Origin of the sequence: Enterobacter sp. PTB (genome assembly GCF_051130085.1) — a bacterium.
Taxonomy (GTDB): Bacteria; Pseudomonadota; Gammaproteobacteria; order Enterobacterales; family Enterobacteriaceae; genus Enterobacter; species Enterobacter ludwigii.
Genome location: NZ_JBDKEE010000010.1, coordinates 160,887 through 179,139, shown reverse-complemented (window position 1 = coordinate 179,139; position 18,253 = coordinate 160,887). Strand labels below are relative to the sequence as shown.

Sequence of the window (18,253 nt, the reverse complement as noted above, 5' to 3'; positions counted from 1 at the left end):
ATGAGGCTGCCCGTCAGCGCTACCTGCCGCATCCGGCCCATGATGCGCTGAAATCAATCTTTCGTCCGGTACTGCAGGATATTGTCGTGCTGGATTTTACGCTGGTACCTGAAAACGTGACTGGCGGGTGAATTGTTACAGGTCGGACTATGAAAAATCTGTTACGGGATGCCATCAGGCAGAGACCGTCCAGGCGATACGGTAAAAAGCAGTACCTGTGGCGTGCCGGTGATAAGTGCAGCGGACTCTGGCTGATTAAATTCGGTGCGGTCAAAACATTTTATCTCAACGCTAACGGGGACGAGCAGATAACCGGTTTTTATCTGCCGGGTGAGTATATTGGGCTGGATGAACTGCCCGGCGAATGCCACCGGGGGTATGCGCAGGTGATTGACGACTGCGCGGTGTACCACCTGCCCCCGACAGCGCTAAGCGAGTTTATGGACTCGTGTGATGCACGGCGACAGGTTTACCAGGTGATGAGTGAGCACTTACGCCTGAACAAAGTCCGCTTCCGTCAACTGACCAGGCTGAGCGTTCGGTTTTCTTTTTGGAGTATGGTTACTCTTCAGGATGAGCGAACTCATAAGGTGTTACATAGCCCTCGCGGTTTGCATCCAGATAATCTGCCCACCATTGCATCATTTGCTTACGTTCATCAAGATGCTCTGCAAGATAGATATAAGCAGCACGAACGTTATTGCGCTCCTTGTGGCTCATCTGCCGCTCCACGGCATCTTTTGACCACAGACCTGATTCGATCATGGCACTACATGCCATGGTACGAAAGCCGTGGCCGCAGATGTCGCTTCTGGTATCGAATCCCATCTTGCGCAGTGCTTTGTTGATGGTGTTTTCACTCATCGGCTTATAGGGATTGTGAGCGCCGGTGAAAACCAGCTCAAACTCACCACTGATTTCGCGAATCTGTGTCAGAATCTCTATGGCCTGCTTACTCAATGGGATCAGATGTGGTGTGTACATTTTTGCACCGCGAGTTGAGAACCTGACCCCGGAAATCTCTTCACGCTTGTCTGGAAGTGTCCAGAGTGAGCGTTTGAAGTCTATTTCAGGCCAGCGTGCAAAACGTAGTTCACTGGAACGGATGAAGATGAGCAGCGCCAGTCTGATTGCCAGTATGGTGAGCGGTTGTCCCCGATAGTTGTTAATTTTCTCCAGCAGGTCAGTAACCCCGTTAAAAGGCAGGGCAGGGTGGTGTTCTGCTTTCTGCGAAGAGATCGCCCCCTTCATGTCCAGCGCAGGGTTATAGTTGATATAGGCGTTGTGAACAGCAAAGCGCATGATATTGGTAATACGGCTCTGAAGTCGTCCTGCGGTATCAATATTATCCCTGGCTTCAACAACCTTAACCGGTGCCAGCAAATCACGGGTATTCAGCTTTGTGATATCAGATTGACCCAGTGTCGGGAAGAGATGTGTTTCCAGCGAAGTGAGGATCCGTTTGGCGTGATCTTTACTCCATTTACGATTGCTCTTATGCCATTCACGGGCAACGGCCTCAAACGTGCGGATGTTTGTGTGTCCTTTCTTTTCGTCCCTCTTTTCCTGATTAGGATCGATACCGTTCGCCAGTTGTCTTTTTGCATCGTCACGGCGGAGTCGTGCTTCTGCTAATGAAATTTCTGGATAGGGACCGATAAGGTAAGTTTGTGGTTTGCCATTGAAGTGATACAGAAAGCGCCAGCGTTTTGAGCCCGTACTGAAAACGAAAAGATAGAGTTTGTCTGCATCGTAGATTTTGATGAATTTTTTGTCTGCAGGGCATTTTGCATTGCGGACAGCAATATCAGTCAGTGCCATAAAATATGCCTCTTTCACATCCTTTCTGAGGTACCGATTTTATCGAACTTAAGATACCTTGATTGGTACCTCGAAAAAGATATTGATGTGGGGTGAATCTGGTTGAATCCAGTTGACCATCAGTAGAGAAAAAGGTTCGTAATACGCGGGCTTAGAAAAGAAAAATGGACGTCGGTTGACGTCCATTGATAATAGGGTGGTGCCCGGACTCGGAATCGAACCAAGGACACGGGGATTTTCAATCCCCTGCTCTACCGACTGAGCTATCCGGGCAACGGGGCGCATTAAACCTGATATGCCCTCTGCCGTCAACGAAATTTGTTGTTTTCGTAACGGACTGCACACTCTCTCACCAGTTCGCCGTAAACTTAAGCAAAAAAGTGCGTCCAGAGCGCAGATAGCGGCATTGCAATCAACAGCGCGGGCAGCATATTCACCACCGCAAACATCTTTATTCCGCATATCCGCAGCCCTGTCGCCAGCAGCAGCAGGCCACCGACGGCGGTGAAGTCGGCCATCATCGCCGGCGTGGTGAGAGGAAGGATCAGCGTGGCGCAGGTAGCGAGGGCCAGCTGGATAAGCAGCATGGGCACGCAAATCGCGGCGACGGCGATGCCAAGGGTCGTGGCGAAAATGGTGGCCGTGAAGAAATCAAGAAACGCCTTCGCAATCAATATGCTGGGGTCGCCAGTCATGCCTTCCTGCATTGAACCGAAAATGCCTGTGCCGCTGGCGCAAAAAAGAATAATTATCGCGACGTAGTTCTGAATAAACGACTCGTGAGTGCCGTTTTTCGCCTTGCCCGGGTGGGCAATCAGGTTTTTGGCTTTGCTGACCGCATTGTTAATACCCTTTTCCAGATAGCAGAACTCGCCAATGAGCGCGCCGAGCAGGGTAGCAAGCACCATCACCGGCAGGTTGGCGCACTTAATCACCAGCAAAATGCCGATACCTAACGAGGCCAGGCCGAATATTGAGGGCATGGAAGAGCGAATACGCTCCGGCAACCGCTGACTTAATACGGCGCCAAGTACGCCGCCCAGCAATACGGCACCGGCATTGATAAAGGGTCCGATAACCACCGTGAACTCCTGTTAGTTAATCATGGGTATTGCAGGATTATGACACGCCAGGGGCCTGTTAAGCTTAGGTTTAGGCGGGTTAACGCATACTGATTGCTTCTTGCACCTCAAAATAAAAGGTGACATGATTGCGCGAAATTTCTCCTTCCTGTGTACGGAGCCGCCAATGATGATGTTGTCTGTCGCTGCGCGAACGCTCACCCGTATCGATATTATCTACTCCTGTCTCACTGTTCGGTGAGGGTAACTGCACTTATGAAAACCATGAAAATCGCCGTCAGCCGCGAGCTGGTCTCTACTGTGTCTACGCACCGCGAAAAGGTGACGCTGGATAACACTGATTTTACGGATGTGGCGGCAGTCGTCATTACCCCCGCGGAAAGTTGCAGCGGCATTCTGGCATTGCTTAAACGCACGGGCTTTCAGCTTCCGGTGTTTATTTACTCGCAAGAGCCGTCTGACGTTCCTGATGGCGCAACGGCAGTGATATCAGGTAAAGCTCAGGAGTTTCTGGAACTGGAGACGGCGGCCAGCCGGTATGAAGAGAATCTGTTGCCGCCATTTTTTGACACCCTGAGCCAGTACGTGGCGATGGGCAACAGTACTTTTGCCTGTCCGGGACACCAGCACGGTGCATTTTTTAAAAAACACCCTGCGGGACGGCAGTTCTATGAATTCTTCGGCGAGAACGTATTTCGCGCCGATATGTGCAATGCCGATGTGAAACTGGGCGATCTGCTGATCCACGAAGGCTCCGCCAAGCATGCCCAGAAGTTCGCAGCAAAAGTCTTTAATGCTGATAAAACCTACTTTGTGCTGAACGGCACCTCCGCTGCAAATAAGGTGGTCACCAATGCGCTGCTGACCCGCGGCGACCTGGTGCTGTTCGATCGCAACAACCATAAGTCCAACCACCACGGTGCGCTGATCCAGGCGGGTGCCACGCCGGTTTATCTTGAAGCGGCGCGTAACCCGTTTGGTTTTATTGGCGGGATTGACGCGCAGTGCTTTGACGACGCGTACCTGCGAAATCAGATCCGTGAAGTTGCGCCGGAAAAGGCCATGGAGAAACGCCCGTTTCGTCTGGCGATCATTCAGCTTGGTACCTACGATGGCACGATCTACAACGCCCGTCAGGTGATCGACAAGATCGGCCATCTTTGTGACTACATCCTGTTTGATTCGGCCTGGGTGGGCTACGAGCAGTTTATTCCGATGATGGCGGAAACCTCTCCGCTGTTACTGGATCTGAACGAGAACGATCCGGGCATTTTCGTGACGCAGTCGGTGCATAAACAGCAGGCCGGGTTCTCGCAGACTTCGCAGATCCATAAAAAGGATAATCACATTCGCGGCCAGGCGCGTTTCTGTCCGCACAAGCGCCTCAACAATGCGTTCATGCTCCATGCCTCGACCAGTCCGTTCTATCCGCTGTTCGCAGCTCTCGATGTGAACGCGAAAATCCATGAAGGGGAGAGCGGGCGCCGGCTTTGGGCGGAGTGTGTTGAGCTGGGCATTGAGGCCCGCAAGGCGATCATTGCCAACTGCCATATGATCAAACCGTTTATTCCGCCGATGGTGGCCGGGCGTCCGTGGCAGGATCATCCCACTCACGCCATCGCCAGCGAGCGCCGCTTCTTCAGCTTTGAGCCGGGGGCTAAATGGCACGGGTTTGAAGGCTATGCCAGCGAGCAGTATTTCGTCGATCCGTGCAAGCTGCTGCTGACCACGCCGGGTATTGATGCGGAAACCGGGGAATATACCGAGTTCGGCATTCCGGCGACCATTCTTGCGCACTACCTGCGTGAAAACGGCATTGTGCCGGAGAAGTGCGATCTCAACTCGATCCTCTTCCTGCTGACGCCTGCCGAAAGCAGTGAGAAGCTGGCGCAGCTGGTGGCAATGCTGGGTCAGTTTGAACAGCATATTGAAGACGATACGCCGCTTGCTGACGTCCTGCCGACCATCTACCAGAAATACCCGGTACGGTATCGCGATTACACCCTTCGCCAGCTCTGCCAGGAGATGCACGATCTCTACGTGAGCTTTGACGTGAAAGATCTGCAGAAGGCAATGTTCCGTAAAGAGAGTTTGCCAGAACGGGCGATGAATCCGCAGGATGCGAATCAGGCGTATATTCGCGGGAAGGTGGAGTTGGTGCGCATCCGTGATGCCGGCGGACGCATTGCCGCCGAGGGCGCGCTGCCGTATCCCCCTGGCGTACTGTGCGTGGTGCCGGGTGAAATCTGGGGCGGGGCGGTACAGCGTTACTTCCTGGCGCTGGAGGAGGGCATCAACCTGCTGCCAGGCTTCTCGCCGGAACTGCAGGGCGTTTACAGCGAAAAGGATCCCGATGGGATTAAGCGACTGTACGGGTATGTTTTGTCATAGTCGCCGTCATCCGTAATCCCGGCCCTCTCCCCTAAAGAGAGGGTCAGGGCTCACACCGCACTTCTCTTATACATCCTCCGCGGATGCCCAATCTTCCCGTACAACATCTCTACGCTCAGAAACCCCGCCTCCACGCAGTGCTCCAGATAGCGTCGGGTGGTGGTTTTACTTAATCCTGTCTCCTGCACGACCTCGTCGACGGAAAAACAGTGTGTCGCCTTGTCGTTAAACAACGCCTGCACCCGTGCCAGCGTATTCTCCTCAATGCCTTTGCTGCCGTTATCCAGACGGTAGTTTTTCGCCTGCAGCTGGTAGAGCGAGTCGACGTTCTGCTGGTCGACAATCTTCCAGACCCGCTGTTGTTCGGCAAACTGCACAAAGCGTTCAAGCGACTGGCTGAGGCGTTTCCAGGAGACCGGCTTCAGGATGTAATCAAAGGCGCCATTCCGGATGGCCTGGCTGCAGGTGTCCATGTCGCTGGCAGCAGTAATGAAAATTACCGAACAGTTGGCGCGGGTGAGCATGGGGTCATTGATCAGTGTGATCCCTTTACCGTCCGGCAGATAGTTATCCAGCAGCATAAGCTGCGGCTGTTTGCTTTCAAGCTGGACCTGGGCGGCAGCGAGAGACGAGGCGATCCCTACCAGCCTCAGGCGCGGATGTTTACCGATAAGTTCCGCGTGCAGTTGCGCCAGTTCGTTCTCGTCTTCAACAATCAATACGTCGATAAGTTCATGTTGCATAGTCGGTATCTTCCAGTTGCTGGGCGGGACGCCGGGCGGGAATAAACAGTGAGAAAATGGCGCCGCGCGGGGTGTTATCGGCAATTTCTATCGCGCCGCCAGCCTGTGTAACATAGCTTTCGATCAGATACAGGCCAATCCCGTGATCGCCGCGTGTTTTGGTGGTGATGCCGCGTTCAAATATCCTGTCACGGATCTCCGGTTTGATGCCAACGCCCTGGTCGGCCACTTCGATAATCAGCTCCTGCTCGCTCAGTTTGATCAGCACTTCGACCGGTGCATGGGGAAGCGGTGAGCGCTGCGTCGCTTCGATGGCGTTATCCAGCAGGTTGCCGATGATTGAGATCAGCTCTTCTTCAGCCAGCGACGGGAACGGCCTGTCCAGCCGGCAGGCCGGGTCAAAACTGAGCTCGACCCCTTTCTCCCGCGCGCGGGCGGCTTTACCCAGCAGCAGGCCACACAGGGTCGGGGAGCTGAAGCGGGAAGAGATAAAGTCCAGCAGCTCCTGAGCGTGTTCCGACTGCGCCTGAATATAGCCAATCGCCTCTTCATAGCGGCCCATGTGCAGCAGGCCGGACAGAGTGGTCATGCGGTTCAACTGCTCATGACGCATGATGCGCAGGTTATCGACATAGCGTTTAACCTGGCTGAGCTGGGCGCTAAGCGAGTCAATTTCATTCCGATCGCGGAAGGTGATCACCCAGCCCTGCAGCGAATCCTCAAGCATGATGCGCACCCGGCTGGCAATCACCGTGAGGGTGTTAAAACGGCAAATTTCATCATGGGTATCTTTCGCCAGCATCGTCTGCGTCGAGAAGAACGGGACAGGGTCGATAACCTGGCTAATCAGCTGCCCGCGCAGTTCACGGGCTGGCTGGCTCAGGCCAAGCAGCTTGCGTGCCGCCTGGTTTATTACCTCGATGCGCAGCTCATCATCAATGGCGATCACCCCTTCATAGATAGACTCCATCATCGCCTTTTGCTGGCGCACCAGCAGGCCGATTTCCCGTGGCTCCAGGGAGAAGATCTGCTTCTTGATACTGCGGGTAAAGAACCAGGAGAAGATAAAGAGCGCAATCAACAGCAGCACGGCGGCCAGCAGGATATTGACCACTTTGCTGACGGTAATGGTATCAAGGTAGCTGGTGAGATAACCCACCGAGACAATCCCTACCACTTGCCCCGCATCGTTGAAGATGGGCGCTTTGCTGCGCAGCGAAATACCCAACCCCCCTTTGCGGATGGTGGTGGTGCTTTTTCCCTGCAGGACCTCCTCATTGTCTCCACCGATAAGCGTCTTGCCCACTCTGTCGGCAAAGACCGAATGAAAAAGATGCAGACCTTTATTATCCCCAATCACAATAAAGCTGGCATCACTGTGAGCGGCAATTTTCTGCATAAAATCATGGATGGCTTTGATATCTTTTTGTTCAACCTCATCACGTAATGAGGGAATAAGTGCGATCTCTTCCGCCTGTATTTTGGCTCGCGCACTCATTTCCTGATAAAGCTGCTTTCCGACATCGACGTAATAATATCCGCCCAGTAACGCAAAAAGTACTGAGAAAAAGGCGACCAGCGAAATAAACAGCTTAATCTGAAACGATACTTTCATAACTATCACGCGAGGTAGCAGCAAAGATTGCCAATATATCATCTTTTTTCGCGCGGATGCCCGGTTTGCCGAAAACTTGTGATCCCTTGCACAGCAGGCCCTGTAAAAGAATTTTCCGAATACCCTATGCGCCTGAAGCCGTCTGGAGAAATGTTATTTGATTGTTCGTTTTAGAAAAGAAACCATAAAAACCACGGCAATAAATAAGGCGTAAATCACATTAAATAAAAGAAACCATTAAAACCATAGCTGCCATAAAAACTTCGCTTTTAATATGCCATCCCTCACATAAAGTAAGCCTTTGTGACTCTAAGCTGAACGCACAAAATAACTAAGGGGCTTATTATGAGCACAACTGACGATTCTTTCTCTGTTACCCACGACCCGATTGATATTCAGCGACCATCACTCAAAGAGCGCTGGTGGCATATTATGGATACGTGGAAAATCGGAATTATCCCTCTGCCACTGTTTGTCCTGGCTGGCGCGCTGATTGCCATTGATTGCCTCGGCGGCAAACTGCCCAGCGATATCGTGGTGATGGTCGCCACGCTCGCGTTCTTCGGCTTTGCCTGCGGTGAGTTTGGCAAGCGCCTGCCGATTGTCGGTAAACTCGGCGCGGCGGCGATTTGCGCCACCTTTATTCCTTCGGCACTGGTCTATTACGGTCTGCTGCCGGATGTGGTGGTGGAGTCCACCACGAAGTTCTACAAATCCACCAACATTCTGTATCTCTACATCTGCTGCATCATTGTCGGCAGCATCATGAGCATGAACCGCACCGTGCTGATTCAGGGCTTCCTGCGCATCTTCTTCCCGATGCTGTGCGGCGAAATTGTCGGCATGATTGTTGGCATGGGCGTAGGGATAGCGCTGGGCCTTGAGCCATTCCAGATCTTCTTCTTTATCATTCTGCCGATCATGGCGGGCGGTGTTGGGGAAGGGGCGATCCCGCTCTCCATCGGCTATGCCACCCTGCTGCATATGGACCAGGGCGTGGCGCTCGGTCGCGTTCTGCCTATGGTTATGCTCGGCGGCCTGACGGCAATCATCATCTCCGGCTGCCTCAATCAGCTCGGTAAACGTTACCCGCACCTGACCGGCGAAGGCCAGCTGATGCCTAACCGTGCGAATACTGATGAAACCACCGCACAGCCTGCGTTCTCCGGTAAAGCAGACGTCACCACGATCGCTTCTGGCGCACTGCTGGCCGTTCTGCTCTACATGCTGGGGATGCTCGGCCACAAGCTGATTGGCCTGCCTGCGCCGGTTGGCATGCTGTTTATGGCGGTGCTGGTCAAGCTTTGCAATGGTGCTTCTCCACGTCTGCTGGAAGGTTCTCAGGTGGTGTATAAATTCTTCCAGACGTCAGTAACCTACCCCATTCTCTTCGCCGTGGGCGTGGCCATTACCCCCTGGCATGAGCTGGTCGCCGCATTCACGCTGACCAACCTGCTGGTGATTGTCAGCACCGTCTCCGCGCTGGTGGCGACCGGTTTCTTCGTGGGCAAAAAGATTGGCATGCACCCGATTGATGTCGCCATCGTCTCCTGCTGCCAGAGCGGTCAGGGCGGTACCGGTGATGTGGCGATTCTGACCGCAGGCAACCGTATGAGCCTGATGCCCTTCGCCCAGATTGCTACCCGTATCGGCGGCGCGATTAACGTCTCTATCTCTCTGCTGATACTGGGCAACTTCCTCGTTTAAGTTTTCAGGAAAGAACAATGAAACTCGCAAGCTTTTTATACCAGGGAACACGCAGCTACGGCATCGTTCAGGCCGAAGGTGTGATTGATTTAGGTCGCCGTCTCGGCGACCGCTACAGCGACCTCAAAGCGCTGCTGCAGGGCAACGGGCTGGCCGAGGCCACCCGTTATCTCAACGACGCCGTGGATGTCCCTCTGAATGCCATCACCTTCTTACCGGTGATTGAGCAGCCGGAAAAAATCCTCTGCGTGGGCATGAACTACGCCGACAAACGCAAAGAGTTTGACCAGCACAACCCGGCGCCGACGCTGTTTGTCCGCTTCCCGGATTCACAGACCGGCCACAACGAACCGGTTCTGAAGCCGCGTCACTCCAGTGAATTCGACTACGAAGGAGAGCTGGCGGTCATTATCGGCAAAGCCGGAGAGAACATCAGCCGTGATGAGGCGCTGCGCCATGTGGCAGGTTACAGCTGCTATATGGACGGCTCCGCCCGCGACTGGCAGCACACCTGGTTTACGGCAGGCAAGAACTGGCGTCAGACCGGAGCGTTTGGCCCGTGGATGGCGACGGCTGATGAGATCCCGGACCCGCACCAGCTGGCGATCCGCACCTGGCTTAACGGCCGTATGGTGCAGGAAGACAACACCAGCAGCATGATCCACAAGGTCGCGGAGCTTATCGAATACATCAGCACCTTTACCCGCCTCAGCCCGGGCGATGTGATCATCACCGGCTCCCCTGGCGGCGTCGGCAAAAAGCGCAACCCGCCGCTGTTCATGAAAGAGGGCGATCGCATTGAGGTGGAGATCGAGCATATCGGTCATCTGAGCAATGTGATCATGGAAGCGCCCGCCACCGGGCTTGCGGCAGCACACTGAGTAAAACGGCATGAACAGTCAACCCACTATCGATTTTCGCCACACCCTTGTGGCGAAACACCCGGAACGCTTAAGCCAGATCCGTTACCTGCTGGCAGACAGCGGCCTTGGCCTGGACAACGACATCACGCTGTTTGTCGAAGCCTGGTCCGGCACGCAGCTGGTGGGTTGTGCCGGGCTTGCCGCTAACGTCATCAAGTGCGTGGCGGTAAACGAGCAGCTTCGTGGGGAGAACCTCAGCGCACGGTTGCTGGCAGAGGTGGAAAATGCGGCGCTGGAGCGCGGCCATTTTCACCTCTTCCTCTGCACCCGTCCGTGCAACAAGGATCGCTTTGGCCGCAGCGGCTTCTGGCCGATTGCCCAGAGCGGGAACAACGCGGTGCTGATGGAGAACACCCCGCAGGGGATCCAGCGCTACTGCCGCGCGCTCAAGTGTCAGCGCAAGGCCGGGAAGAAGATTGGCGCGATCGTGATGAATGCGAATCCGTTTACCCTCGGCCACCGGCATCTGGTCGAGCAGGCCGCGGGGCAGTGCGATGCGCTGCATCTGTTTGTGGTGCGCGAGGATGCCTCGTTCTTCCCGTTCAGCGCCCGGCTAGAGATGGTACGGGCGGGCGTGGCGCATCTGCCGAACGTGATTGTGCATGAAGGATCGCAGTACATCATCTCCCGCGCCACGTTCCCGGCCTACTTCCTGAAAGAGACCGGCAAAGTACAGCAGGCGTGGAGCGAAATCGATGTGCTGATCTTTCGGGACTTCATCGCCCCGGCGCTGGGTATTACGCATCGCTTTATCGGCTCGGAGCCGTTTTGCGATATCACCCGCCAGTACAACCAGACCCTGCACGACCTGCTGGCCTCACAGATTGACGTGGTGGAAATGCCGCGCATCAAGGTCACCGGCAACGCTATTTCCGCGTCGGAAGTCCGCCGCTTGCTTAAGACACAGCAGTTTTCCCGGATCCGGGAGATTGTCCCGGACTCCACCTTCGCGCACCTCGAAACGCATTACCGTGCGAGTGCGGAAGTCGCATAACTATCAGGAATTTATCATGAAAATTGTAAGGGAGGCGCTGGCCGGTACGCAGGAGTCCAGCGACCTGATGGTAAAAATTGCCCCCGCTCAGGGTGAGCTGGAAATTATCATCCACAGTGAAGTGATTAAGCAGTTTGGCGAACATATTCGCCAGGTCGTTAACGACACATTGCGCGCCATGAACGTGCACCAGGGATTAATTATTGTTGAAGACAAAGGGGCGCTGGACTGTGTGATCCGCGCCCGCCTGCAAAGCGCGCTCCTGCGCGCAGCCGATGAGCCAACACTTAACTGGGGGGCGCTGAAATGAGCAAACTCCGCCGCAGTATGCTGTTCCTGCCGGGCGCAAACGCCGCCATGCTCTCTACGGCATTTATCTACCGCCCGGACTCCATCATGTTTGACCTTGAAGACGCCGTCGCCCTGCGCGAGAAGGATACCGCGCGCATGCTGGTGTTTCATGCCCTGCAGCACCCGATGTATCAGGATATCGAAACCGTGGTGCGCATTAACCCGCTGAGCACGCCGTTTGGCTTGCTGGATCTGGAAGCCGCCGTGCGGGCAGGGGTGGACGTGATTCGATTGCCGAAAACCGACACCCCGGAGGATATCGATGAGCTGGAAGGGCATCTGGCGCGTATCGAGCGTGAATGCGGGCGCGAGCCGGGCTCGACCCGCGTCATGGCGGCTATTGAATCGGCGATTGGGGTGATTAACGCCGTGGCCATTGCCCGCAGTTCTCCGCGCTTAATCGGGATCGCGCTGGCCGCCTTTGACTATGTGATGGACATGCAGACGGAACGCGGGGATGGCACTGAGCTGTTTTATGCCCGCTGTGCCGTGCTGCACGCCGCCCGCGCCGCGGGTATCGACGCTTTCGACGTGGTGTGGTCGGACGTTAACGATGAAGCCGGCTTCCTGCGCGAGGTCGATTTGATCCGCAAGATGGGCTTTAACGGTAAATCGCTGATTAACCCACGTCAGATTGACCTGTTACATAACGCCTATGCCCCAACCCAGCAGGAAGTGGATCACGCGAAACGGGTGATTGAAGCGGCAGAAGAGGGGGAGCGTAACGGCCTGGGCGTCGTGTCGCTCAACGGCAAAATGGTCGATGCCCCTATTATTAACCACGCGCAGATGGTGCTGGAACGCGCGGCGGCCTCCGGCGTGCGTCGTTAAGGATTACACAATGAATCAGACAGAACTTCTCCATGTGAATTTCCCCCATCTGCGGGACTTAAAACCGTTTGATGCCGCCCACAGCGCAACGCCATGGCTGAACAGCCCTGACGAAAAACACACCCGTAAGCTCTGTGCTTCGGTCGAAGAGGCGGTGTTACGCAGCGGGTTACAGGACGGGATGACCGTCTCCTTCCACCATGCGTTTCGCGAAGGCGACCGGGTGATCAATACCGTCGTGGCGCTGCTTGCGCGTATGGGCTTTAAAAACCTGACGCTGGCTTCCAGCTCGCTGATGACCTGTAACGACGCGCTGATCGAACACATCGAAAGCGGCGTTATCACCCGGATTTACACCTCCGGTATGCGGGGCAAGCTGGCGGACGCTATCTCACACGGGTTGATGGCCGAGCCGGTACAAATTCACTCCCACGGCGGGCGCGTGAAGCTGTTGCAGGACGGCGAGCTGAATATTGACGTGGCGTTTCTTGGCGTGCCGTGCAGCGATGAATTTGGCAACGCCAACGGCACGCACGGGAAATCGTGCTGCGGCTCGCTTGGCTATGCAATGGTGGACGCGCATTTCGCCCGCAAGGTGGTGCTGCTGACCGAAGAACTGGTGCCGTTCCCGAATATGCCCGCCAGCCTGGTGCAGGATCAGGTGGATTACATTGTGCAGGTGGAGAGCGTGGGTGACCCGGCGAAAATCAGCGTCGGTGCAGCTCGCGTGACCAGTAATCCGCGTGAGCTGATGATTGCCCGCTACGCGGCGGATGTGATTGAACATTCAGGCTATTTCAAACCCGGTTTTTCCATGCAGACCGGCTCCGGTGCGGCGGCTACCGCCTGTACCCGCTTTATGGAGGAGAAAATGGAGCGCAGCGGCGTGAAGGCGCGCTTCGCGCTCGGGGGCATTACCGGCAGCCTGGTGGATCTGCACGAGAAAGGCCTGATCGAAAAGCTGCTCGATACCCAGTGTTTCGACGGCGAGGCCGCGGCCTCGCTGGCACGAAATCCGAATCATGTGGAGATCTCCACCAACGTTTATGCCAACCCCGGCAGCAAGGCAGCAAGCTGCGACCAGCTTGATGTGGTGATCCTCAGCGCCCTGGAAATTGACGTCGATTTTAACGTCAATGTTATTACCGGCTCTGACGGCGTAATGCGTGGGGCATCCGGCGGACATTGTGATGTGGCCGCGGCGGCAAACCTGACCATCGTGGTCGCCCCCCTGCTGCGTAGCCGTATTCCAACCGTCGTGAAGCGGGTGACCACCCGGCTGACGCCCGGGGAGAGCATCGACGTGCTGGTTACCGATCACGGCATCGCGGTTAACCCGGCACGCCCGGAAATCCGCGAACGACTGCTTGCCGCAGGCCTCAACGTTGTCGATATCAACGCGCTTTTCGAGCGGGCGATATCACTGACCGGCGTACCAAAACCCATTGAGTTTACCGACAAAATCGTCGGTGTGATCCGCTACCGCGACGGCAGCGTCATCGACACCGTTCGACAGGTGAAGGAGTAATGATGACTGTAGCGACACCCGTGCGGGCGGGTGTCAGCCTGGAGGAGCTGCTGGCGGCGAAAGAGCGCCGTGCAGCACGCCAGACTGACTGGCTCACGCACTATCAACAACCGGTGATTTCTCTCACGCTCGTCACCCCCGGGGAGATCAAAGACAGCCTGCGCTATCGCAATACGATGGGCGTGGCATTGCAGATGTGCGACCAGCTGCTGTGGGAAAACCGCTGGCAGGTGCTGGACCGCCAGGTGCTGTGGCTGCCCACCGGGCCAGAAGCAATCTGGTGCGTGGCGCATCCGGCGGCGGAAATCAAAGCGCACTGTACGGATCTGGAGCAGACTCACCCGCTCGGCAGGCTGTGGGATTTGGATGTGATCTGCCCGGCACAGGGGCATGTGGGGCGGCAGTCTTTAGGGGCACACCTCCGGCGCTGTCTGCTATGTGATGAGCCTGCCCACGCCTGTTCCCGTTCGCGTGAGCATCCTGTAGAGCAGGTGGTGGCTCGCGTGGAGAAGATGATCGATGACTGGTTTGCTCGCGACTAACCCGCAGCCATGCGATGTGCCAGGGCTCGCCGAAGAGGCGTTATGGCAGGAGCTGACGTTGACGCCCAAGCCGGGTCTGGTCGATAAGCTCAACAACGGTGCACACCGCGATATGGACCATGCGCTGTTTGCCCGCAGTATTGCGGCCATCACCCCGTGGTTTGCGCGCTTTGCAGAACTGGGTCATACCCATGCGGATAAACCCGCGGCGGAACAATTACGGATCATTCGCCCGATGGGCATTGCCTGTGAACAGGCAATGTACGCTGCAACGTGCGGGGTGAATACGCATAAAGGCGGCATTTTTGCCCTCGGTTTGCTGTGCTTTGCCGCCGGACGTGTGAAACACGCCACGGCTGAGAGCCTTTGTAGTGAGGTGAGTCACCTCTGTCGCGGGCTGGTAGCGCGTGAGCTGGCAGCGCGCAGTGGACAGGCGACGGCAGGGGAGCGGCAGTTTCAGCGGTATGGGTTAACCGGCGCGCGGGGCGAAGCGGAAAGCGGTTTTGCTACGGTGCGTGCAGCGCTGGCGCAATGGAACGGGCACGCGCTGCATGACCTGCTGCTGCGCCTGATGGCGATGAATCAGGACAGTAACCTGGTGTCGCGCGGCGGTATGGAAGGGCTGCGCTATGTGCAGGGTTATGCGCGGGCATTACTGACGCGTGGCTGGGATCGTGATGCATTAATACAGATGGACAATGCGCTCATTGAACGGAATTTAAGCCCGGGGGGCAGTGCGGATTTATTGTCGGTAGGATGGGTGCTGGCGAAATTACCCCTCTCCTGAAAGGAGAGGGGATCATCATTAATGCGCGATAGGCTGCGCAGCGTGCGGTTCGCGTACGTGCTTGTACTTGAACAGTGCGATAAACGCGAAGAACAGTACCAACGAGTACGCGGCGAAGATAAGCCACACGGGCTGCCAGTTGGTGATGCCGTTAGTGGTGTACATCTCAACCACTTTACCGCTCACCACACCGCCCAGAATACAGCCGAAGCCGTTGGTCATCATCAGGAACATACCCTGAGCACTGGCGCGGATTTCAGGTTTCACCTCTTTTTCCACAAACACCGAACCAGAGATGTTGAAGAAGTCGAAGGCGCAGCCGTAAACAATCATCGACAGAACCAGCAGCACGGTACCGAACGGGCTTGGGTCGCCGTAGGCAAACAGACCGAAGCGCAACATCCATGCAGCGATACTGATCAGCATGACGTTCTTGATGCCGTAGCGGCTCAGGAAGAACGGGATGGTCAGGATGAACAGCGTCTCAGAGATCTGAGAGATGGACATCATCACTGACGCATGTTCAACGATAAAGCTGCCAGAGAACAGCGGGTTATTGTCGAAGCTGTGCAGGAAGGTGTTGCCGAACATGTTGGTGATCTGCAGTTCCGCACCCAGCAGCATGGAGAAGATAAAGAAGATCGCCATGCGTTTGTTTTTAAACAGCGCAAAGGCGTCCAGACCGAGCATGGTGCTCCAGCTTTGGTTTTTCTGCTGGTTAGACACCGGAATATGCGGCAGGGTCAGGGTGAACAGCGCCAGCACCACGGAGAGTGCCGCCCCGATGTAGAGCTGCATATGGCTCAGTTCGAAGCCTGCGAAGCTCACGCCCCACATTGCCATGATAAAGCCGATGGTGCCCCAGATACGGATTGGCGGGAAATCGGTGACGATTTCCATACCGGCAGATTTCAGGCGGTAGTAGGAGATGGTGTTGATCAGGCCAAGCGTTGGCATGTAGGCCAGCGAGTTAAACAGGATCACCATGAACATCGCCCCCGGCGTGGTGACCTGGGCTGCCATAAACAGCGTCCCCGCACCCACCAGATGGCAAAGCATGTACAGCCATTTCGCACTTAACCATTTATCCGCCACGATACCCAGCAGCGTTGGCATAAAGACAGCCGCAATACCGAGCGAGCTGTAGACGGCACCGATAGACGCACCATCGAACTTGAGCGTCACAAACATATAGGAGCCGAGTGTAGTCAGCCAGCTACCCCACAGGCAGAACTGCAGAAACGACAATATTTTAAGCTGCAGCTTAAGGTTCATGTTACTTTCCTCACAAGTGAGCGGGAGATATGTTGTTATAGGAACATTCAGGGTTGTTATTTGATGCAATTCTATCAGCAGGCGAGGTTATGTTTTGTTACCTCCCGCAAAAAAATGCAATCCACATTAATTTGCAGTTTGGATTGTGATGCAAATAACATTTTCGTATGGGTGGGAGCGGGGAGGGCGCGGTCTGATGTCCTCACCTGGCCCTCTCCCACAGGAAGAGGGCAGAGTAAAGGGTTTAGCGTCGACGGTAGTTTTTTTGCGCCGTGTTCACTTTATACAGATAACGACGGGATTCCGCAGACGGGTGTCGGGTGGTGAGCGTGGAATAGACATCCCCCGGCGCCATACTGTTGATGATATTTGCCGCCTGCACTTTGTCACTCGAGAAGACGCGCAGGACGCTGCCCGCACCGCCGTTATACGCGGTGATCACCGCATAGCGACGTGATGTCGGGTTATCAATTCCACCCAGGTAGACATTGTTGAGCATCGCCAGGTAGGCGGTACCGGTATCAATGTTGCTTTGCGGATCGAACAGATAACTGCGGCTCGGCGTACCGGATTTACCCTGAGCGCGGAAGACGTCTTTACCTGCGCTGTGCTGCACGACCTGCATCAGCCCCAGCGCGTCGGAACGGCTTACCGCGTACGGGTTAAACGACGATTCGGTCTGCATGATCGCCAGGATCAGCGACTCATCCACGCCGTACTTACGCGAGGCCTGACGCACCATGCCAATGTACTTATGCGCACGTTTGTCGAGGTGGTTCGGCACGAGGTTGATGGTGACGCTGTAGATGATCTTCAGGCCGTTAGAGCGGCTTTTCAGGCGCGTCTGCAGCAGATAATCGGCAAATTTTGTGGCACGCCCTTCCCAGCGGATGGCCTGTCCGGTCTGATCGACAACCTGGCCGTACAGGAACGGTTCTTTGGAGATGGTGATGTCATCGGCGTCGGAGTAGAGATCGATTGAGCCTGGATCATCACCCATCAGCAAGGTTTTCACGATCGCCTGACGTAACCGTGCGGCAGGTTCGGTGCCTGCGATGGTTTCAACCGTGATAGTCCCCTCATCAAAGTTGATGTGGCTACGGGTCTGATAGGCGTCGGTGTACTTAACGTAGTCCTTAGGTCCGGCAATAAGAACTTCGTTAAATCCCCATATATTTTCGATGTTATGGGCAAACTGCCCCATCAAAATGTCAAAACCGTTGGTGTCCTTTATCCAGGCTTCGTTGTAATCATCGCCTTTTTTGGAAGAACAAGAGACAAGCAACGGCGCAACAAGGGCTAGCGCTAAAAATTTTTTCATCATTCCGGGAGTGCGTGTTGTGTTTGCTTGTACGGCGGAGTTGCCCCCGCACGCTGTTATTTTTCCGGCGGCGTATAGCCTTCGATGTGGACGTCTTTGCCTTCGAACAGGAAGTTCACCATCTCCTGCTCAAGCAGTTTGCGGTGCTCCGGGTTCATCATGCTGAGTTTCTTCTCGTTGATCAGCATGGTCTGTTTTTTCTGCCACTGTCCCCAGGCTTCTTTGGAAATTTCGTTATAGATGCGCTTACCCAGTTCGCCCGGATAAAGCTGGAAATCCTGGCCTTCAGCGTCACGCTGCAGGAAAGTACAAAAAATAGTTCTGGCCATACTCATTCCTCTG

The 18,253-nt window shown here is 55.3% G+C and carries 17 protein-coding genes, 1 tRNA gene and 1 pseudogene; 11 read left to right on the top strand and 8 right to left on the bottom strand.

Translation table 11 applies throughout. From position 1 onward, the window contains the following. Together AAIR21_RS14720 and AAIR21_RS14715 are read left to right on the top strand one after the other, a co-directional pair. A partial coding sequence (locus AAIR21_RS14720; protein ID WP_434681369.1) for a Dabb family protein occupies nt 1-131 on the top strand: 131 nt, incomplete at its 5' end. An 18-nt stretch (nt 132-149) separates the two neighbouring features. Beyond that, nucleotides 150-389, top strand: a pseudogene (locus tag AAIR21_RS14715) (cyclic nucleotide-binding domain-containing protein); the annotation flags it as partial. Between the two features lie 172 nt (nt 390-561). Here the strand turns inward: AAIR21_RS14715 and AAIR21_RS14710 are convergent. The 3 genes from AAIR21_RS14710 to AAIR21_RS14700 all read right to left on the bottom strand — a co-directional run bounded on the left by AAIR21_RS14710 (nt 562) and on the right by AAIR21_RS14700 (nt 2,903). Continuing rightward, nucleotides 562-1,821: a tyrosine-type recombinase/integrase gene (locus tag AAIR21_RS14710; protein WP_434681363.1), complete on the bottom strand. Its 1,260-nt coding sequence runs from the start codon at nt 1,819-1,821 to the stop codon at nt 562-564. A 197-nt stretch (nt 1,822-2,018) separates the two neighbouring features. After that, nucleotides 2,019-2,094, bottom strand: a tRNA-Phe gene (locus tag AAIR21_RS14705). Nucleotides 2,095-2,189: 95 nt separating this feature from the next. After that, complete coding sequence (locus AAIR21_RS14700; RefSeq protein ID WP_025203244.1) at nt 2,190-2,903, bottom strand: DUF554 domain-containing protein; 714 nt, start codon at nt 2,901-2,903, stop codon at nt 2,190-2,192. Between the two features lie 255 nt (nt 2,904-3,158). On the opposite strand from AAIR21_RS14700, the gene AAIR21_RS14695 reads away from it, so the two are divergent. After that, nucleotides 3,159-5,294, top strand: coding sequence for an ornithine decarboxylase (locus tag AAIR21_RS14695; RefSeq protein ID WP_025203245.1), 2,136 nt, complete (start codon nt 3,159-3,161; stop codon nt 5,292-5,294). A gap of 50 nt (nt 5,295-5,344) precedes the next feature. Here the strand turns inward: AAIR21_RS14695 and AAIR21_RS14690 are convergent, their stop codons facing one another. Together AAIR21_RS14690 and AAIR21_RS14685 are read right to left on the bottom strand one after the other, a co-directional pair. Beyond that, the gene (locus AAIR21_RS14690) at nt 5,345-6,037 is read right to left on the bottom strand and encodes a response regulator (protein WP_014171591.1); all 693 of its coding nucleotides are present in this window, start codon (nt 6,035-6,037) and stop codon (nt 5,345-5,347) included. Then, nucleotides 6,027-7,652: an ATP-binding protein gene (locus AAIR21_RS14685; protein WP_025203246.1), complete on the bottom strand. Its 1,626-nt coding sequence runs from the start codon at nt 7,650-7,652 to the stop codon at nt 6,027-6,029. Before AAIR21_RS14685 ends, AAIR21_RS14690 begins: the two co-directional genes overlap by 11 nt. Before the next feature lie 345 nt (nt 7,653-7,997). On the opposite strand from AAIR21_RS14685, the gene AAIR21_RS14680 reads away from it, so the two are divergent. The 8 genes from AAIR21_RS14680 to citG are packed head-to-tail and all read left to right on the top strand — an operon-like array spanning nt 7,998 to nt 15,315. After that, nucleotides 7,998-9,359: a 2-hydroxycarboxylate transporter family protein gene (locus AAIR21_RS14680; RefSeq protein WP_014171589.1), complete on the top strand. Its 1,362-nt coding sequence runs from the start codon at nt 7,998-8,000 to the stop codon at nt 9,357-9,359. 17 nt (nt 9,360-9,376) lie between these two features. Further along, nucleotides 9,377-10,240 (top strand): fumarylacetoacetate hydrolase family protein, encoded by an 864-nt coding sequence (locus tag AAIR21_RS14675; protein WP_014171588.1) that lies wholly within the window; start codon nt 9,377-9,379, stop codon nt 10,238-10,240. Between the two features lie 10 nt (nt 10,241-10,250). Further along, nucleotides 10,251-11,276, top strand: coding sequence for a [citrate (pro-3S)-lyase] ligase (gene citC, locus AAIR21_RS14670; RefSeq protein WP_079231683.1), 1,026 nt, complete (start codon nt 10,251-10,253; stop codon nt 11,274-11,276). A 16-nt stretch (nt 11,277-11,292) separates the two neighbouring features. Next, a complete protein-coding gene (gene citD / locus AAIR21_RS14665) occupies nt 11,293-11,586 on the top strand; it encodes a citrate lyase acyl carrier protein (protein WP_020883681.1) in 294 nt (97 codons plus the stop codon). Beyond that, entirely contained in the window at nt 11,583-12,458 is an 876-nt protein-coding gene (citE, locus tag AAIR21_RS14660; protein WP_014171585.1) for a citrate (pro-3S)-lyase subunit beta, read from the top strand. The genes citD and citE overlap by 4 nt, the downstream gene beginning before the upstream one ends. Before the next feature lie 10 nt (nt 12,459-12,468). Next, nucleotides 12,469-13,986 carry a citrate lyase subunit alpha gene (citF, locus tag AAIR21_RS14655; protein WP_079231684.1) on the top strand — a complete coding sequence of 506 codons (1,518 nt, stop codon included), beginning with the start codon at nt 12,469-12,471 and terminating at the stop codon, nt 13,984-13,986. A gap of 2 nt (nt 13,987-13,988) precedes the next feature. Then, complete coding sequence (citX, locus tag AAIR21_RS14650; protein WP_079231685.1) at nt 13,989-14,528, top strand: citrate lyase holo-[acyl-carrier protein] synthase; 540 nt, start codon at nt 13,989-13,991, stop codon at nt 14,526-14,528. After that, complete coding sequence (gene citG, locus AAIR21_RS14645; protein WP_079231686.1) at nt 14,506-15,315, top strand: triphosphoribosyl-dephospho-CoA synthase CitG; 810 nt, start codon at nt 14,506-14,508, stop codon at nt 15,313-15,315. The genes citX and citG overlap by 23 nt, the downstream gene beginning before the upstream one ends. Before the next feature lie 18 nt (nt 15,316-15,333). Here the strand turns inward: citG and AAIR21_RS14640 are convergent, their stop codons facing one another. The 3 genes from AAIR21_RS14640 to AAIR21_RS14630 form a co-directional block, all read right to left on the bottom strand. After that, nucleotides 15,334-16,590 (bottom strand): nucleoside permease, encoded by a 1,257-nt coding sequence (locus AAIR21_RS14640; RefSeq protein WP_020883685.1) that lies wholly within the window; start codon nt 16,588-16,590, stop codon nt 15,334-15,336. Between the two features lie 244 nt (nt 16,591-16,834). Next, entirely contained in the window at nt 16,835-17,911 is a 1,077-nt protein-coding gene (gene mltC / locus AAIR21_RS14635; protein ID WP_025203253.1) for a membrane-bound lytic murein transglycosylase MltC, read from the bottom strand. A 56-nt stretch (nt 17,912-17,967) separates the two neighbouring features. Further along, entirely contained in the window at nt 17,968-18,240 is a 273-nt protein-coding gene (locus AAIR21_RS14630; RefSeq protein ID WP_013098674.1) for an oxidative damage protection protein, read from the bottom strand. Nucleotides 18,241-18,253: the final 13 nt, after the last annotated feature.

Coding starts and splice junctions, on each gene's coding strand:
- AAIR21_RS14690 (WP_014171591.1), bottom strand. CDS start 6,037: ATGCAACATGAACTTATCGACGTATTGATTGTTGAAGACGAGAACGAA.
- AAIR21_RS14680 (WP_014171589.1), top strand. CDS start 7,998: ATGAGCACAACTGACGATTCTTTCTCTGTTACCCACGACCCGATTGAT.
- citC (WP_079231683.1), top strand. CDS start 10,251: ATGAACAGTCAACCCACTATCGATTTTCGCCACACCCTTGTGGCGAAA.
- AAIR21_RS14640 (WP_020883685.1), bottom strand. CDS start 16,590: ATGAACCTTAAGCTGCAGCTTAAAATATTGTCGTTTCTGCAGTTCTGC.
- AAIR21_RS14685 (WP_025203246.1), bottom strand. CDS start 7,652: ATGAAAGTATCGTTTCAGATTAAGCTGTTTATTTCGCTGGTCGCCTTT.
- citX (WP_079231685.1), top strand. CDS start 13,989: ATGACTGTAGCGACACCCGTGCGGGCGGGTGTCAGCCTGGAGGAGCTG.
- AAIR21_RS14630 (WP_013098674.1), bottom strand. CDS start 18,240: ATGGCCAGAACTATTTTTTGTACTTTCCTGCAGCGTGACGCTGAAGGC.
- AAIR21_RS14675 (WP_014171588.1), top strand. CDS start 9,377: ATGAAACTCGCAAGCTTTTTATACCAGGGAACACGCAGCTACGGCATC.
- citF (WP_079231684.1), top strand. CDS start 12,469: ATGAATCAGACAGAACTTCTCCATGTGAATTTCCCCCATCTGCGGGAC.
- AAIR21_RS14710 (WP_434681363.1), bottom strand. CDS start 1,821: ATGGCACTGACTGATATTGCTGTCCGCAATGCAAAATGCCCTGCAGAC.
- AAIR21_RS14695 (WP_025203245.1), top strand. CDS start 3,159: ATGAAAACCATGAAAATCGCCGTCAGCCGCGAGCTGGTCTCTACTGTG.
- citG (WP_079231686.1), top strand. CDS start 14,506: ATGACTGGTTTGCTCGCGACTAACCCGCAGCCATGCGATGTGCCAGGG.
- citE (WP_014171585.1), top strand. CDS start 11,583: ATGAGCAAACTCCGCCGCAGTATGCTGTTCCTGCCGGGCGCAAACGCC.
- citD (WP_020883681.1), top strand. CDS start 11,293: ATGAAAATTGTAAGGGAGGCGCTGGCCGGTACGCAGGAGTCCAGCGAC.
- mltC (WP_025203253.1), bottom strand. CDS start 17,911: ATGAAAAAATTTTTAGCGCTAGCCCTTGTTGCGCCGTTGCTTGTCTCT.